This is a genomic window from Singulisphaera acidiphila DSM 18658 (assembly GCF_000242455.2).
Lineage (GTDB): Bacteria > Planctomycetota > Planctomycetia > Isosphaerales > Isosphaeraceae > Singulisphaera > Singulisphaera acidiphila.
The window spans coordinates 8,936,316-8,953,125 of record NC_019892.1 but is presented as its reverse complement, the minus strand read 5'-3'; the positions used below and the strand labels follow the sequence as shown (position 1 = coordinate 8,953,125).

Genomic DNA, 16,810 nt, shown 5'->3' with positions numbered 1-16,810 from the left:
ATATCCGGTGCTCGTGTCCGAACTGCTTTCAGAATTTGAGCTTGCGTCTCGAATACGTCAATCGACGGGTCGTTTGCAACTACTGTAAACATCCGTTTCTAAGTCGGGCGAAGATCCGCGTGCCGGCTTCGGCGACTCCCGAATTGATTGCGGCCATTCATGCGACCAATCAGGCTCAGGGGTTCACGGGAAGCGACACGGAGCGAACCGACGAGTTGGCGGTATCATCGCCGATGGAATTCGGGGAGTCGGGGGGCCCGCCGCTGTTCGACCTTTCGGAGATGGGGGATGCGTCGGGTTCGGCGGCGTCCCGGGGGATCGAGCACGCCCACGCTCTCGCCGAGGCTGAGGCCCGTCATGCCCGCCAGCTCGAACGAGCGCAAGCGCTCTGGGGGAGCGAGCGTCAGGGCCTGGAAGAGGAGGTCGAGCGACTCGTCGCTCGGCACAGCCAACAGCTCGAGGCGCTCCGGGACGAGCGCGACGCCGCCCACCGGCGTGCGGAGGACCTGGTTCGGGAGCAGATGGAGTCGGCCCAACGCATCACGGAGGTCGTGGCCGAACGCGACGGGCTCTTGGTGGAGCGGGAGGCCATGGCCGCTGCGTGCGACCGCCTCACTGCTTGGCACAGCCAACAGCTCGAGGTGCTTCAGGGTGAGTGCGACGTCGCCCATCGTCGGGTGGAGGATTTGGTTCGGGAGCAGGTGGAGTCGGCCAGACGAGTCACGGAGGTCGAGGCCGAGCGCGACGGACTTTTGGCGGAGCAGCAGGCCACGGCCGCTGCAGGCGACCGCCTCGTTGCGCGGGTGGATGAGTTGGAGCGGTCGCTTGGCGAGGCTCAGGCCCGGCATGCCGATGAGTTGACTGCACGTCGTGAGGAGGAACGCCGGGCCTTGGCCCTAGCTTCCGATCGGCTCGCTCGCGAACGCGACAATTCCTCGGAACAGTTGCGTGACGTTCTGGGCCAGCTTGAGGATGCGCTGGCCCAACTGGACATCACACGCCGACAGGGCGAGGCGGAACGAGAGGCGATGCGCAAGGAGATCGAGGTGGCACGCAGTTCGGCCAGATCGATCGACGCGGGCCTTGAACTACTGAACCGGCAGGAGTTGGACCGCTACCAGGGCGAGGTCGAGCGGCTGGCCGGAGAGGTCAATCGGGCCTTGGATGCGAGGGATGCTGAATCCAGGCGATGCGGAGAACTCGCCGAACGACTGAAAGAGCGCGATGACGAGATCGTCCAGATTCGCCTCGCCCACGAAGCGGAGGCCCAGGCGCAGCAACTCGCTCTGGAAGAACTCCAACTAATGCTCAAATCCCGCCAGCGACCCAGCGCAAGCGTTGATCCCCCGACCGTTGAAGAGTCAGTCACGCTTGGTCCGGGAGAAGACGCTCTGCCCGTGGAGGCGGATCCAGGGGATCCTCCTGCCCCAGAAAAACCAGACGTAGCCGAGCCCCTCCTGAGCGTCGAGACCCCGACCGTCGTGGTGCCAAGGCCGAATCCGTCCAACTCTCCGGACGAACGGATCGCGGCCCTGCGGACCTACTTGAGAAACGTTCAAGATGCGGAGAGAGAACGCCTGAATAAGGGGCTTTTCCGGCGGCTGGCCCGGGCCTGGCGTCATTAGAGGAATGGGAGTCGATCGGGCGGCTCGGCGTCACAAGACGTGGCCATGGAGTGGGTGAGCGAGCCGTTCACGATTCAGGGGACGTCCACCCTGGCATCGCCGGACCGAACACACTCGAGGTCGGTCAGAGCATCGCATCCAGGAGGGAGCTCGGCCTCCTCGATCAGCATGTTCGGGATGTCATCCTTGATGGCGAACCGCGGTCCGCACCGGGTGCAGACCAGCGCGTCACCCTCGCGGCGCAGGGAGGATTTCTGGTCCATGGGACAAACCAATAAAGCAAGAAGATCTTCACTTACCATTGTGCTGACATCCTTCGGTCTGGATTCAGAAATAATAAGCTTCGGGTCCGGCTATTGTCCGGACCACCTTGTCGAGTATTATGGGATGCCCGCCCCTTCGCGTGAAGGCGAATCCTCGACCGACCCTCCCTGTGGTGGGTCTTTTGTCGAAAGTTCGCGCGGAGTTCTCTCTCCGCCCGGTCCGATCGGGAGCCGTCCTTGCCGCACGTGGAACTTCGTCGGGTGGTTGTCACAGGGCTGGGGGCGGTCAGCCCCAATGGGCACAATCGTGAGGCCTTTCGCCGCGCCCTTCGAAACGGGGTGAGCGGAGTTCACCTCATCGACGAGTTTGACACGTCGCGGCTCCGGAGCCGGGTGGCCGGCACGATTCGAGGGCTCGACCTGACCCGTGCCATGGAGGCCAGGCAGCTCCGCCGGGTCAGCCGGATGGTCCCTCTGGCCGTCCTCGCGGCGCGCGAGGCGCTCGATGATGCCGGTCTGCCTGCCGATCAACTCGATCTGGCGACCCGCCAGCAGATTGGCGTCTTGCTGGGGACCGGTGGGGGGGGCGCTGAGTTTATCGAGGCGATGTACGGCCTCTATTTTTCCGGGCGGGCCGAGCGGGCGACCGCCTTCGCCCTCCCGTCGGGCACGCACGGCAATAGTTCCTCCGAACTCTCGATCCAGCTCGGTCTGCGCGGGCCGTCGCACGTCTTTTCCACTGGATGCACCTCGAGCACGGACGCCCTCGGTTATGCGTTTCGGCGGATCCGGTACGGGGAATCCCCTTTGGTGCTGACCGGTGGGGCCGACGCCCCGATTGCGCCTGGGATTATGACCGGGTTCGACCTGATGAAGATTACGGCCTCGGGCTGGGATGACGAACCGGAGCGGGCGAGCCGGCCGTTCAACCGCGATCGCAACGGGTTCGTCCTGGGCGAGGGGGCCTGGATGCTCGTCCTGGAAGAGCGGGAGCATGCACTGGCCAGGGGAATGCGGATCTATGGTGAGGTGCTCGGCTATGCCAGCACCTGCGACGCCTGGCATCGCGTGGCGCTTTCGGTCGACCTGGATGAACCGGTGCGTGCGATCGAACTGGCCCTCCAGGATGCGGGATTGCGGCCCGAACAGCTCGACTATGTGAACCTGCACGGCACCGGGACCGAACTGAACGATCGGGTGGAGACGGCCGCAATGAAGCGGGCCCTCGGTGCGGCGGCGATGACCATCCCGATGTCATCGACCAAGAGCATGATCGGCCACCCGCAAGGAGCCTGCGGTGCGGCTGGGTTAGTGGCCACCCTGCTGGCGCTCGACTCGGGTTTTTTGCCCCCGACCATCAACTACGAAGTGCCGGATCCGGCCTGTGATCTCGACTACATCCCCAACGTCGCCCGTGAAACCGAGGCGCAATACGCCCTGTGCAACTGCATGGGATTCGGCTCGAAGAACTCTGCCCTCGTTATTGGACGCGGCTCGGATTGAAGACACCCGTCTTCCGGTTTTCAAACGGCCTTCGAAAGACAAGAAGGGAGCGATCCGCTCGCTCCCCGCTTGCCTTTCAGGCGAGTGAACCGCCGGGCTACTACTCGTAGCGGAGGGCCTCGATCGGGTTGAGGCGCGAGGCTTTCCAGGCCGGATAGTAGCCGAAGATGATGCCGACGGTGACCGAGACGGAGACGGAGCCGATCACGGCCAAGAGCGACGGCTCGGTGGGCCACTGGGCCAGGACCCGGATCAGGAACGAGCCGGTTCGGCCGGCCAGGATGCCGACGGTTCCGCCCAAAACGCAGAGGACGACGGCTTCGACCAGGAACTGGCGGAGGATGTCGCGGGGGGCGGCTCCGACCGCCATCCGCAGGCCGATCTCTTTGAACCGCTCGGTTACTGAGACGAGCATGATGTTCATGATGCCCACGCCGCCGACGGCCAGCGAGGTCAGGGCTGCGCAGACGAGCAGGCCGGCGACGAGGTTGACCGTCGCCTGCACGGCGCGGATGACTTCGGTGAAGTCACGGACGTCGAAGTCGTCCTCCATGCCGGGCCCGATCTGGTGCCGCTCTCGGATCAACTCAGTGATCTGCGCCATCGCGGCCGGGATCTCCTCGGTCGATTGGGCGCGGACGAGGATCGAGTCGACGTTGGCGAACCGCTCGAGTTTGGGCGTGGCCGCCTTCTGGCTCTCCGACTGCGCCGGGTAGAGGCTGGCCTGCGAACGTGGATAACGTCGAGTCAGGAGGCTGAACTGGTTGACGAGATCGCTCCCTCCCGGGGCGCTCGCCTGGGGCATGACGTTGGGCGAGGACGCCGCGCTGACGCGGAACTTGATCGTCGTCCAGGGGGCGAGCAGGATGTCGTCCTGATCGACCCCAATGATGTTCGTCCCCTTACGACTCAATACGCCGATTACCCTGAGGGGGACGTCGTTGACGAAGACTTCCTTGCCCAACGGAGACTCGCCCGAGAACAGCTCGTCGACGAGCGTTTGGCCGAGCACGCAGACCATCGAGACGTCGCGGACGTCGTCGGTGGTGAACGCCTCTCCTTCGGCGAGTCGTTCCCACTCGCGGACGCGGAGAAATCCCGGTGTGGTTCCGTAGATGTAGATCGGAACCCAGTTCCGGTTGCCGTTGACCACCTGCCGCCTGGCGACGACGATCGGGGCGAGGCTGTCGACGGCCGGGCACTCGTTGGTGATCGCCTCGGCATCCTCGGGGGTGAGGGTCTTGATCGTGCCGCTCCCCAGGCTGACTCCATTGTTCGAGGCCGCCCCCGCCTGGACCAGCAGGCTATTGGCTCCCGTCGTCACGAGCACTTGCTTGATCGCCGTCGATGACCCCTTGCCGATCTCGGCGATCGAGATCAAGGACCCGACGCCGATGATGATGCCGAGCGTCGTCAGCACCGACCGCATCACGTTGCGGCGGAGTGAGCGCAAGGCCATCTCGGTCGTCCGGCGAAAGAAGCGGACCTCGCTGAGGATCCCCGGTTTCTTCTTCCGGGTGGCCGTGGCTTCGCCAACGCCGAGGTTGGGGGAGGGAGCAGGGACTGACCCGGAGTCGAACGCCGGCCGGGGGTCGTCGACGATGTTGCCGTCGCGCATGTGGATGATCCGGTCGGCGTGTTCGGCGACGCCCGGGTCGTGGGTGACGAGGACGATGGTCAGCCCGTCCTCCTCATTGAGCTCGCGGAAGATGTCGAGGATTTCCTGACCTGTCTTTGAGTCGAGGTTTCCCGTCGGCTCGTCGGCGATCAGGATCGTGCAGCGGTTGACCAGCGAGCGCGCGATGGCGACGCGCTGTTGTTCGCCGCCCGAGAGCTGCGCCGGCTCGTGGTCGAGGCGGCTTCCCAGGCCGACCCGTTCCAAGAGGGCAGTGGCTCGCTCGCGGCATTCTCGATCGGAGAGTCCACTCGCCGAGTAGGCCAGCGGCATCATCACGTTCTCGAGCGCGGTAAGGCGGGGGAGCAGGTTGAAGTTCTGGAAGACGAAGCCGATCTTCTCGTTGCGGAGCTGCGCCCGCTCTTTTTCCGAGAGGCTCGAGACTTCGATGCCGTCGAGCCAGTAACGGCCGGAGGTGGGCTGGTCGAGCGAGCCCAGGAGGTTGACGAGGGTCGTCTTGCCCGAGCCCGAGGAGCCCATCAGAGCGACCATGTCGCCGCGTTCGATCGTCAGCGACAGTCCTTTGAGGACCGGAACGCTAACCTTGCCACGGCTGTATGTCTTGCGGATATTCTCGAGCTTCAGCGACGTCACGTCAGGCACCTCAAGGGTCGATGAAGGGAGGCTTGCACCTGCCTGTCATCCCTTTTTTTTCGTTCTTTTATTTCTTGGCCTTGTTGTTCTTGAGCTGCGGCAGGAAGGGGGTGGCCCCATCTTGCGGGTCATTCTGCTGGTTCTGGCCGATGACGATCTCGGCCCCTTCGTCGAGGTCTCCGCCGCTGATCTCGGTCTGGATACCGTCGGTCAGACCGATCTCGACCGAGACCGGGCGGACGAATTCGTTGTGCTTCACCCAGAGCGTGCCGCGTTCGGGGGAGGATGACTCCCCTTTGGGGGCGTGCCCGCTCCCCTTCGGGGCGATGGCGCTCTGGCGGAGCAAGGTGGCGAACAGCTCGCGCGACTCAGGGACGACGTTCTGAATCTTGGGCTGCCAGCGCAACGAGGCGTTGGGGACGAGCATGACGTGCTTCCGCTCCTCGACCTCGAACTGAACGCGGGCCGTGAGGTAGGGGAGGAGCTTGCCGCTCGTATTGTCGACGTCGACCACCACGGTGTAGGTCACCACGCTTTGCGACATGCTCGCGTTCAACCTGATCTGCGAGACCTTGCCCCGAAATGAATCACGCGGGAAGGCGCCGACGGTGAACCGTACGCCTTGGCCGACGTGGATGGCGCCGACGTCGGTCTCGTTGACCGAGGCCCAGATCTCCATCTGGCTCAGGTCCTTGGCGATCAGGAAGAGGCTGGGCGCGTTCAGGCTGGCGATGACGGTCTGGCCGATGTTGACCCGGCGGTCGAGGATCACCCCCTTGACCGGCGAGCTGATCGTCGTGTAGCCGAGGTTGACGTTCGCCTCTTCGAGGTTGGCCTTCGAGATTTCGACGGAGCTCTTGGTCAGCGAGACGTTGGCCTTGGCGGCCTCGTACTCGGTGAGGGCCGTGTCATACTCCTGGCTCGAGATGCTCCGCCTGGCGAACAGGTTCTTGACCCGTTCGAGGTCGCGGTCGGCTTGCCGCAGTTTGACTTCCGCTTGTTCCACGTCGGCCTTCGCGCGATCGAGGCTGGCGCTCGCCTGGTTGGTCCGGGCCTTGAGGAGTGAGTCGTTGAGCCGGGCGAGGACCGTGCCTTGCTCGACCGGCGTTCCATAGCTGATCGACTTGGACGAGTCGCGCGGGTCCGGGCCGAAGCTCTGGATCTCGCCGGCAATCTGGGCGCCGACGTCGACCACTTCTTGCGGCTCGAGGGTTCCGGTCGCGTTGATCGTGGCCAGCAGGTCGCCGCGCCGAACCAGGATGGTTCGGAAGGTGACGTGTTGCGCGTTCAGCTCGGTCCAGTACCAGAGGCCGGCCGCGCCACCGCCCCAGATCAGGATGAGGATCAAAAGGAGTTTTTTCATAGGAAGCTCGTTGAAGCGTTAACCTTCATAAAGGTCTGGTGTCTTGCTGGTGTCCGATGAGGGTAAGATCTCTGGATCCCTTTGGCCAAGAGAAAAACGCTTGTTGCTCGCTCAGGCCCGGTCATCGCCTGGTTTGCCCCGGCGCCACGTCGAGCTCTCCCGCCGAGATCCGCCCTGAGTCGAGATGGATCACCCGATCCGCTACGTGAAAGTAATCTTCGTCGTGGCTGATGACGATCAGGGTCTTCCCACGGGCTCGCCATTCGGGAAGGATTTCGAGATAGAACGTCTTCTTGAAATGAGGGTCCTGGTGCGACGCCCATTCGTCGAGGATGCAGATCGGACGATTCTCGAGGAGGGCCCCCAGGAGTGCCAACCGCTTGCGCTGGCCTTGCGAGAGGTCGGTAGTCGAGAAGGTCCCCCGCTCGACGCGAACGTGCTCGTCCATTTCGAGTCGGGCCAGTTCCCGCGCGGCCCGGTCGTCGAGGTCGTCGGGTGCGAGGCCCAGGAGTGTCTTGAACAGGTGGCCGTCGGCGAAGACGGCCGTGAAGAGCTGGCGGTAGTCCTCGAGGTCGTCGGCGTTGACGGTTCGGCCGTCGACTCGAATCGTCCCTTCCTCGCTTGCATAGAGACCTGAGATCAGCTTGACCAGGGTCGTCTTGCCGCTGCCGTTGCCGCCGACCAAGAAAACGATCTCCTCGGGGCGAAGCGTGAGGTCGATCGGCCCGAGGGCGAAACCTTCGGGGTCGTTCGCGTGTCGGTAGATATGTTTGACGCCCGAGAGCTCGATGGCCGAGCGGAACTCGACCCGGTTGGATCGCGTGGGAGCGCTGGCGTCATCTGGGGAGTCGCAGGTCTGAATCGACGGGTCGAGCGCCTGGATCCGCCGCAACGAGATTCCAGCCCGTCCCAGGATCGGCACCCAGGCCAGCACGACGTCGAGCGGCGACATGATGAAGAGGACGACCAGCGTCGCTCCGGCGAGCGCTTGCCGGCCGACGTCGACGACGCTCGGGAGCACGAAGAGGACGAACCCGATGAACCCGAAGAAGGCAAGCTGGCCCCAACTCGCCGCCAAGGCATAGAAGGTGAGGCCGGCTGAGTTGCGGTCACGGACCGTCGCCGTTGAGGCGCGAAGGCAGTCATCCAGGAACGACTCGCGCCGGGCGCGGTGGAGTTTCAGTTCGCGGAACCCGTCGATCAAGGAGCGGAAGTGGCCGACCAGGACGTCTTGCTCGGTCCGGGCCCGGGTGAGCTGTCGCACGCCGTTGCTCATCAGGTACGTATTCACGGCGATTGCTGGGACCGTGAACAAGAGCCCGCAAACGAGCACCGGAGGGGAGAGCCAGCCGACATAGACGAGGCAGGCGAGCACGATCGGCAGGTTGATGCCGAGCAGCGGGACCCCCGCCAGACCGTTGGCGACAGTGAGCACGTCCTCGGTCAGGACCGCCACCAAGGCTCCGGAGTCGAGCTCCTCGAACCGCCGGAGCGGGGCGGAGAGAATCTTCCGGCAGATGTGCAGACAAAGCTTGAAGACCGTTTCCTGCCCGATCCGGACCATCGACGCCTGGGCGATCACCCGCGCCAGGGCGGCCACCAGGCAGAGCCCGGCGAAGGCCAAGCCCAGCCTCGACGGCGAGGCTGAGGTCCGGCCCAGTTCCGCGTGGATCAAGGCGATCAGCCCAACCCCGCTCAAACCACTGACGAGACCCGCCGCCAGCGAGAGCGCGATGACGCCTTTGGACGCACGCAGCAAAAATAAGAGAAGGTTCATGACAGGACGCTTTCTTCAGTCTCGCCGATCGGGGGGGCTGTCTCGTTTCCGCCTTGGTTGCATTTCCCTGGGACTGCGGGCGACTCGTTTCCGCCTCGGTTTCATTTCCCTGGGACCGCGGGCGACCCGCCCGCATTTTTTTTGTTTTGTCGTGTGGGCACGGCCCACCACGCCTGTTTATGTTTTTGGCAAGAATTATGGCGATTGAGAGTCAGGAAAGTTACGCAGGCATTTTGCCGCCCCGGTGGGGTGACCGTCGGAATCGGCCCTAGGCGTTCTACGGTCGCCCCTTCGGGGCTGCAAAAAAAAACGGATTCGAGGGTCATCTTTTTCCCAGGGGCTTGCGCCCTTGTCCTTACCAAGAACGTTTGCGCAGTAATGCTACTCCAAGCGAAGGTCCAGCTCAGCCCCCTGAACCATCGCTTGGAGCTTCATCCATCCCCTCCAGATCGTTTGCCATCCCGGCTCACCGTCCCCCTTCCGTCCCAGGAATCCCCCGAGTTTCGCCAACTCCCGAAAAAACTGATACGTTCCCCATGGCAACGCCTCAGTCGTTCGCCGAAACGCGCGGAGCACGGCCACATATTTTGGCGGGGCGGCTTCGATCGCCGGCCGTTCCGGTTCCGATCGGGCGATCCCTTTCAACTGCAAGAGCCGTACCGCCACCACTGACAGCAGACCCGTCAGCGCCTCCAGCCGATGGCTCGCCTTGAGTTGATGATCGGCTGCACTGCAACCCGATTTCAACGCTTTGTGCCATTCTTCGATCAGCCATCTCTTTTCATAATAGGAAATGATCCGCAACGCATCCTCCAGGCAGGCCACTTCCAGAGAAGTGTACAGCACCCATTCGATCGGTTCTTTGACCGAGGCGGGCGGATCGACCTCACGCACACACACCACGTATTGCGCGATCGGTTGCGGATCGAGACCCTTCAGCGAGTCCGCGGGCTGCCGCGGTACGAGCATCGTCGCCCGCACGAACGTGACGGTGAGCTTGGCGGTTCGCGCCGGCAATCCGGGACGAGACCGCAGCTTGAGCGTGAAGCAACCCGCTTGCGGTACCGATTCGAGTTCCTCCTGCAACGGGCGTTCGAGACCATCGGCACCCTGGACGCGTCGGTGCAGGCTCTTGACCCGTCCGACCCAATCGACGCCCTGACGCTGGGCGCGGCAATAGACCTCGAAATCGTCGGATCCACGGTCCATGACGTGAACCCAGCGTGTGTTTTGGGGCGGGGAACCGATCAGTTCGATGAGTTTTCCCCAGACCTCCGACTCGCGATCGCGTTTGCGGCGTTGCGTCCGACTCTCCCCCTTGGGAACCGGTTTGCGATGAAAGAGAATTTGGCCTGCGAGGCCGTAGACGACCTCGTCCTTGTGGGAGACCATCAATCCGGAGTGGATCATGAAGCCCTGACCCGTGCCCGTACCAACGGGTCCCACGCCTTGAATCTGTCGGGTGCATCCGAAATCAATCTCGGTGGTGTCGTCAAGGATCAGGGCCATCTCGGGGCTGGTTTCCCGGATCGAACGCCAATGCGGCTCGGCAATCGCCCGGAAGTTGACGGCCGAGGAGTCGAGCAGGCGATAAGCGGCCCTGAGGTCGTCCCAATTGCCCGTCGCTTTCGGAAGACTGGCCGAGGAATCCACGGCGATTTGCGTGGCGAGTCGGATCAGCCGCGTTTCTCGGCGTTTGTCGCCCAGATCGGCACCGGCGAAATTGGCTTGGGCCCAAGCCTCAGGGTCGGTCAGTGTGGGACTCATGATGAGCATCCGAGCAAGCCAGGGTACCTTGCCCCGGGCCGTCAGACCGACGGGTGGGTCAAGAGAAGCATTGACTATGCCAGATTGCCCGAAAAAAGCAGGGGGAAACTCTGGATTCTGTACGAATGTTCTTGGTAAGGATAAGGGCTTGCGCCCCTGGCTATGAACGGTCGCCCCTTCGGGGCTGCAAAAAACGGATTCGAGGATCATTTTGATCCCAGGGGTTTGCGCCCCTGGTTACGAGTGGTTGCCCCTTTGGGGCTGCAAGGAACACGGTCATTGCGAAGAACTTAAAGAGGATTGGCTGCTCACATACGCTCTCAGGTTTTCACAGTCATCTCCGCCTCGACGATCTTGGCCAGAGCCTCGACGGTCGGGGATTTGAGCAATGAGTAGTGATCGCCTGGAAGGACGTGAGTGGTGACTCCTCCCGTCGCCAGCGCACCCCATCCCATGGTTGCGTCGAACAGCCCGTCGGCCGCGTGCCCTTGGGCGCGGATCAGGATCGGCCGGCCCGCGAACGGTTCGGGCGAGTAGCCTGCCAGGGCGAGGAAGTTCGCCTTGAATACGGCTTGCAGACGCTCCAACCGCTCCTGGCCGAACTCGGCCGCGAGCCGCTCGCCGGCCTGGGCACCACGGGTGACGAGGTCGCCCCAATCTTCGCCCGGTCCGGCGTCCTCAGACGCTCCCGAGGCGCGGGTCAGGTCCATGAGGAAGGCGGCGTCGATCTGGTCGTCGCTGATGGGACCGATACTTCCCAAGACGCCGGCGATTGCTTGACTGTCGATCAGGACGAGCGTGGCGATGGGTTCGCCCTGGGCTTGGAGTTGCCGGGCCATCTCGAAGGCGACGACGCCCCCCAGCGACCAGCCGCCGAGGTGGTACGGCCCCTCGGGCTGAACTTCCCGGATCGCCGCGATATAGCGGGCGGCCATCAGGTCCAGCCGGGTCTCGGCGGTCTGCTCTCCCTCGAGCCCGGCCGCTTGAAGACCATAGAAGGGGCGATCGGATCCGAGGTGTCGGGCCAGCTCGTGGTAGCAAAGCACGTTGCCGCCGATCGGGTGGACGCAGAAGAAGGGCAGGCTATTCCCCGAGGAACGAATCGGGACCAGCGGCGACCACGCTTGCGGCTGCTCGTGATTTCCGGCTCGCAAGGTGGCGGCGAGATCCTCGATCGTCGCTCCCAGGAAGAGGGTCGAGAGCGAGAGCTTGCGGCCGAACCGCTCCTCGATCCGGGCCGTCAAGCGGACCGCCAGGAGCGAGTGGCCCCCCAGGTCGAAGAAGTCGTCGGTCACGCCCACGGGGTGAACATTTAAGAGGTCTTCCCAGATCTGGACAAGGTCCCGTTCGACGTCGTCACGGGGGGCGACGACCGCTCCGGCCCGCGCGGTGCTCGCCCCTTCGATCGGCGGCAGGGCGTTGCGGTCCACCTTGCCCGAGGAGGTCTGCGGAAGCGCGTCGAGCACGACAAACGTGGACGGGATCATTGGCCGGGGCAAAACTTCGAGAAGGTCTCGACGGAGGGTCTCGGGGGCAATCGTGTGCCCAAGGGGGGGGACGACGTAGGCGACGAGCGACTTGTCCTTGGCGACGGCCGCCACCGCCTCGCGGATGTCGGGGTGCTGGACCAGGGCCGCCTCGACCTCCGCCAGCTCGATCCGGAATCCGCGGACCTTGACCTGATGGTCGATCCGCCCCAGCAGTTCGAGGTGGCCGTCGGGGAGCCAGCGGGCGAGGTCTCCCGTCTTATAGAGCCGCTCGCCCGGACCCTCGGCGAACGGGTTCGGGACGAACGCAGAGGCCGTCAGGGCAGGGCGGCGGTGATAGCCACGCGCAAGCCCCAGGCCTCCCACATGCAGCTCACCGGGGACGCCGACGGGCACCGGCTGCAAGTTGCGGTCGAGCACGAAGACGCGGCTGTTGCTCAAAGGCCGGCCGATCGGCACGGGCCGGTTCGCGGGCCGATCGGCCAGGGATCCTTCGAAGAAGGTGCTGTCGATGGTCGCTTCGGTCAGGCCGTACGAATTGACGATGCGAGTCGCCGGACCCGCCAGGCGGCGAAGGCGTTCATATTCGCCTGCGTGCCAGAGGTCGGAGCCGACGACGAGGAGTTGCAAGAAGTCGAGCGACTTGCCGGACACCTCCAGGTACGGGAGCAGGTTTTCGATCACCGTCGGGACGAATTCAGCGCAAGTCACGCGCTCCCGGACCATCAATTCGTAAAGGGCGGGCGGGTCGAGCAGGGTCTCTCGCGGACAAAAGACCAGCGTTCCCCCCGAGCCGAGGGCGCGGACCCAGTCGCCCGTAAACACGTCGAAGGCGAAGTTGGCCATCTGAAGGTGGCGGGTGCCGGGCGCATCCAGGCGGTACGCGTCCTTCCAGGAATGGAAGGCGCTCGAGAGGCTGGCGTGGCTAACCCCAACCCCCTTGGGCTGGCCGAGGCTCCCCGAGGTTGAGATGATATAGGCGAGGTTCGCGGGCCTCGCGGTCGATGGCACTCGATCGCTGGGTTGATCGGCGATGATCTTTTGATCGGTGTCGAGGTCGACGATCAGGGCATTGACTGAAGGCAGGTTGGCCCGGAGTGTCGCGTCGGTCACGAGGATCCGGACCTGGGCATCATCCAGGATCGACGCGAGCCGCTGTTTCGGTAGGGTCGGATCGAGCGGGAGATAAGCGCCGCCGGCCTTGAGCACGCCGAGCAGGCTCACGACTTTTGCGAACGGATCCGCAACGGCGATGGCGACCGGATGCTCAGGTTCAGCCCCCAGCGCTCGGAGGTGGCGGGCCAGTTGGTTGGCCCGGCGTTCAAGTGCGCCGTAGCTGAGCTGGGCATCGCCCGAGACCAGGGCGACGGCCTCGGGAGCGTGCTCGGCTTGCTCCTCGAACCGTTGGTGGATGCAGGGAGTTTTCTCGGTCGGCGCTGGCCCGATGCTGGCGCGGCTCGCTTCGCCGACCAGGTGCAGGTGTTCGGACTCGGTGAGAATCGGTAGGCGGGAAAGCCGTTGCTCGGGGTCGGTGGCGATCGCTTCCAGCAAGACCTGGAAGTGGTCGAGCATCCGCGCGATCGTCGCCTCGTCGAAGAGCTCGGTGTTGTACTCGATGCCTCCGGCCAGGCCTTGCCCACTCTCTTCCAGGGCGAGTGTGAGGTCGAACTTGGCCGTTCCGTTCCCCGCGCCGACGAATAGGGGCTCGAGCGTCAAATCCCCCCGCGCGATGTCGGGCATCGGGGCATTTTGAAGCACGAACATCACCTGGAACAAGGGGGTTCGGCTCAGATCGCGGGGGGGCTGGATGACCTCGATCAGCTTGTCGAGCGAGAGATCCTGGTGCTCATAGGCCTCGAGTGCCACCTGGCGAACTCGACCCAGGAGCTCGCGGAAGCTGGGGTCGCCCGCGAGGTCGGCGCGGAGTGCCAGCATGTTGACGAAGAAGCCGATCAACCCTTCGATCTCCGCGCGGTTGCGGTTGGCGATCGGCGTGCCGACGGCGAAGTCGTCCTGCCCCGAGTACCGGTGCAAGAGCGTCTGGAAGGCCGCGAGCAAGACCATGAACGTCGTTGCCCCTTCGCGGCGGCCAAGGGCTTCGAGTCTTGTCGTCAGGTCGGGTGAGATTGCGAATACCCGGTTCGCACCCCGCGCGGCCCGAACGGCCGGTCGGGGCCGGTCGGTGGGTAGCTCCAGGGGGGAGACACCCGCGAGCTGCTTCGTCCAGTAACCGATCAGGTCCTCAAGGACGTCCCCTTGCAGCCAGTTCCGCTGCCAGGTGGCGAAGTCGGCGTACTGGATCGGCAACTCGGGCAATGGGGATGGCAAGCCGGCGCGGTTTGCTTCGTACAAGGCCGTCAGTTCACGCACCGCGACGCCGAATGACCATCCGTCTGTGACGATATGATGCATCGTCAACAAGAGGACATGATCGTGGTCGCCCAGACGGAGGAGGACGGCTCGCACGAGCGGTCCTTGGGCAAGGTCGAACGGCCGGCGCGCTTCTTCATGAGCGAGCCGCTCGGCCTCGGCTTCACGACGTTGCTCGGGCCAGTCACACAGGTCTTCCACGGCGAGCCGGAGCTCCCGCGCGGGGGCGATGACCTGGATCGGGCTCCCGTCGCTCATGGCGAACGTGGTCCGCAAGGCATCGTGTCGGCGAACGATCTCGTTGAAAGCGTGGTCGAGCGCCTCGACGTCGAGTGGTCCCTTGAGCCGCGCGGCTCCGTTGATATTGAACGTCGGCCGCCCCGGCGCGAGTCGGTCGAGAAACCAGAGCGACTGCTGCGCCAGCGATGCCGGAGCCGATCCGCTTCGCGGTCCCGCGACGATCGGAGGCGCGATGGTTCTTGCGGCTCCTTTTCCTTGGCGGAGACTATCGAGGCGTTGGGCGAGTGCGGCGACGGTAGTCGCCTCGAAGAGGGTTCGGAGGGGGATGTCGGTGTCGAAGGCGTCGCGGAGTCGGGAGACGACCTGGGTGGCGAGGAGCGAGTGGCCGCCGAGCTCAAAGAAGTTGTCGTGGATGCTGACCCGCTCTCGCTTGAGGATTTGCTCCCAAGCTTGCGCGACGAGGGCCTCGGCCTGGTTGCGGGGCGCCTCGTAGGGGACCCCGGAGGCGATGAGCTGTGTGTCGGGATTGGGGAGCGCATTACGGTCGACCTTGCCGTTGGGAGTGAGCGGCAAGGCGTCGAGCAGGACGAATGCGGAGGGGATCATCGGCTCGGGGAGGGCGTTCTTGAGCCAGCGGCGGAGTTCGGCGGTCGTCGTTTGAGCGTCGTCGTCGGTGACGAGATAGGCGACGAGTTGGGCATTCCCTTGAGCGTCGGGTCGTGCGACGGCGACGGCGGCCTGGACGTGGGGATGGGCATTGAGGGCATCTTCGACTTCGCCGAGCTCGATGCGGTGTCCGCGGATCTTGACCTGATGATCGATCCGCCCGAGGCATTCGAGGGTGCCGTCGGTGCGCCAACGGGCGAGGTCGCCGGTGCGGTAGATCCGAGCGCCCGGCTTTCCGAAGGGGTCGGGGAGGAACCGTTCGGCGGTGAGTGCGGGTCGGTTGAGATAGCCTCGTGCCACGCCGTCGCCACCGATGTAGAGCTCGCCGGCCACGCCGATGGGGAGTGGTTGCAGTCTGGCGTCGAGGATGTAGATCTGTGTATTGGCGATGGGTCGTCCGATGGAGACGGATCCGTTTCCGGTTTCGACCTTGGCGGCTGCGGACCAGACGGTGGTTTCGGTCGGTCCGTAGAGGTTCCAGAGCGTGTCGGCCTTGGGGATGAGCCTCTCGGCGAGTTCCCGCGTCATGGCCTCGCCGCCGCAGAGGATGGCCAGTCCCGGTTTTCCTTGCCATCCTGAGTCGAGGAGGAGCCTCCAGGTAGCGGGAGTGGCCTGGAGGAATCGTGCGTCGTTGTCGTGAAGTCGCTTGGCGAGTCGTTGTCCGTCGCCGGCTTCGTCGCGTGAAGCGAGTTGGATGCGAGCACCGACGATGAGCGGTACGAAGAGTTCGAGGACGGCGATGTCGAAGGAGAGGGTGGTGACGGCGAGGAGCGAGTCGCCGGCCTCGAGTCCGAGGAGAGCCCGCATGGCGAGGATGAAGTTTGTGAGGGCGTCATGTGGGATCATGACGCCCTTGGGCTTTCCAGTGGAGCCCGAGGTGTAGATGACGTAGGCGAGGCTTGCGGAGTGGGTCGTGACGTCGGGCGGGTGAGTCCCGTCTTGACGTTCGATCGCTTGGCGGTCGTCGTCGAGGAGGACGACCGGTGCCCCGGTGTCCGGTAGCAGTTTCTTGAGGCTTTGCTGTGTGAGGAGAATTGCGGCTCCAGAGTCGCGGAGCATGAACTCGAGCCGGTCGCGTGGATACTCGGGGTCGAGCGGGAGGTAGGCCGCGCCCGCTTTGAGGACGGCGAGGAGCGCGACGAGCATGTCGGGTGAGCGGTCGGTGCAGAGCGCGACGAGGGTGTTGGGTCCAGCGCTCAGCGATCGGAGTCGGTGCGCGAGCTGGTTGGCGTCGTGGTCGAGCTGGGCGTAGGTGAGCGATCGGCCGTCGGCGTCAACGACGGCCGTGGCGTCGGGCGCGCGGCTCGCCTGAGCTTCGAACAAGCGATGGGCTGATGGCTCCCCCCGGAGCATTCCGTTGGCCTTCTCACGGAGCAGACGCGTCAACAACGCACGTTTCTGCTCTGGAGTCAGGTTGGCGGTCTTTTTAAGAATATGACTCATCACTGACCTTTGCAGAGATTGACTGACCGTCCCGGTC

The 16,810-nt window shown here is 64.4% G+C and carries 8 protein-coding genes; 2 read left to right on the top strand and 6 right to left on the bottom strand.

The features are described 5' to 3' along the window. The first annotated feature begins 119 nt into the window (after positions 1-119). Positions 120-1,625, top strand: a complete 1,506-nt coding sequence (locus SINAC_RS34620) for a hypothetical protein (RefSeq protein WP_237722713.1) — start codon at positions 120-122, stop codon at positions 1,623-1,625. Positions 1,626-1,699: 74 nt separating this feature from the next. On the opposite strand, the gene SINAC_RS34615 is transcribed toward SINAC_RS34620, so the two are convergent. Continuing rightward, entirely contained in the window at positions 1,700-1,927 is a 228-nt protein-coding gene (locus tag SINAC_RS34615) for a Trm112 family protein (RefSeq protein WP_015250188.1), read from the bottom strand. Positions 1,928-2,134: 207 nt separating this feature from the next. Here SINAC_RS34615 and SINAC_RS34610 point away from each other — a divergent pair, with 207 nt between their 5' ends. Beyond that, a complete protein-coding gene (locus SINAC_RS34610; RefSeq protein WP_237722730.1) occupies positions 2,135-3,391 on the top strand; it encodes a beta-ketoacyl-[acyl-carrier-protein] synthase family protein in 1,257 nt (418 codons plus the stop codon). 100 nt (positions 3,392-3,491) lie between these two features. Here SINAC_RS34610 and SINAC_RS34605 read toward each other — a convergent pair whose 3' ends face one another. The 5 genes from SINAC_RS34605 to SINAC_RS34585 form a co-directional block, all read right to left on the bottom strand. Further along, on the bottom strand, positions 3,492-5,660 hold the full coding sequence (locus SINAC_RS34605; RefSeq protein WP_015250186.1) for an ABC transporter permease: 2,169 nt from the start codon (positions 5,658-5,660) through the stop codon (positions 3,492-3,494). Positions 5,661-5,727: 67 nt separating this feature from the next. Continuing rightward, positions 5,728-7,023, bottom strand: coding sequence for an efflux RND transporter periplasmic adaptor subunit (locus SINAC_RS34600; RefSeq protein WP_015250185.1), 1,296 nt, complete (start codon positions 7,021-7,023; stop codon positions 5,728-5,730). 121 nt (positions 7,024-7,144) lie between these two features. Then, positions 7,145-8,800: a cyclic peptide export ABC transporter gene (locus SINAC_RS34595; protein WP_015250184.1), complete on the bottom strand. Its 1,656-nt coding sequence runs from the start codon at positions 8,798-8,800 to the stop codon at positions 7,145-7,147. A 381-nt stretch (positions 8,801-9,181) separates the two neighbouring features. Continuing rightward, positions 9,182-10,567 carry an IS4 family transposase gene (locus SINAC_RS34590; RefSeq protein WP_015244181.1) on the bottom strand — a complete coding sequence of 462 codons (1,386 nt, stop codon included), beginning with the start codon at positions 10,565-10,567 and terminating at the stop codon, positions 9,182-9,184. Positions 10,568-10,887: 320 nt separating this feature from the next. After that, positions 10,888-16,773: an amino acid adenylation domain-containing protein gene (locus SINAC_RS34585; RefSeq protein ID WP_015250182.1), complete on the bottom strand. Its 5,886-nt coding sequence runs from the start codon at positions 16,771-16,773 to the stop codon at positions 10,888-10,890. Positions 16,774-16,810 lie beyond the last annotated feature (37 nt).

Excerpts from the sequence above, each read along its gene's own strand:
- SINAC_RS34615 (WP_015250188.1), bottom strand. The coding sequence starts at position 1,927 with ATGGTAAGTGAAGATCTTCTTGCTTTATTGGTTTGTCCCATGGACCAG.
- SINAC_RS34600 (WP_015250185.1), bottom strand. The coding sequence starts at position 7,023 with ATGAAAAAACTCCTTTTGATCCTCATCCTGATCTGGGGCGGTGGCGCG.
- SINAC_RS34595 (WP_015250184.1), bottom strand. The coding sequence starts at position 8,800 with ATGAACCTTCTCTTATTTTTGCTGCGTGCGTCCAAAGGCGTCATCGCG.
- SINAC_RS34590 (WP_015244181.1), bottom strand. The coding sequence starts at position 10,567 with ATGAGTCCCACACTGACCGACCCTGAGGCTTGGGCCCAAGCCAATTTC.
- SINAC_RS34585 (WP_015250182.1), bottom strand. The coding sequence starts at position 16,773 with ATGAGTCATATTCTTAAAAAGACCGCCAACCTGACTCCAGAGCAGAAA.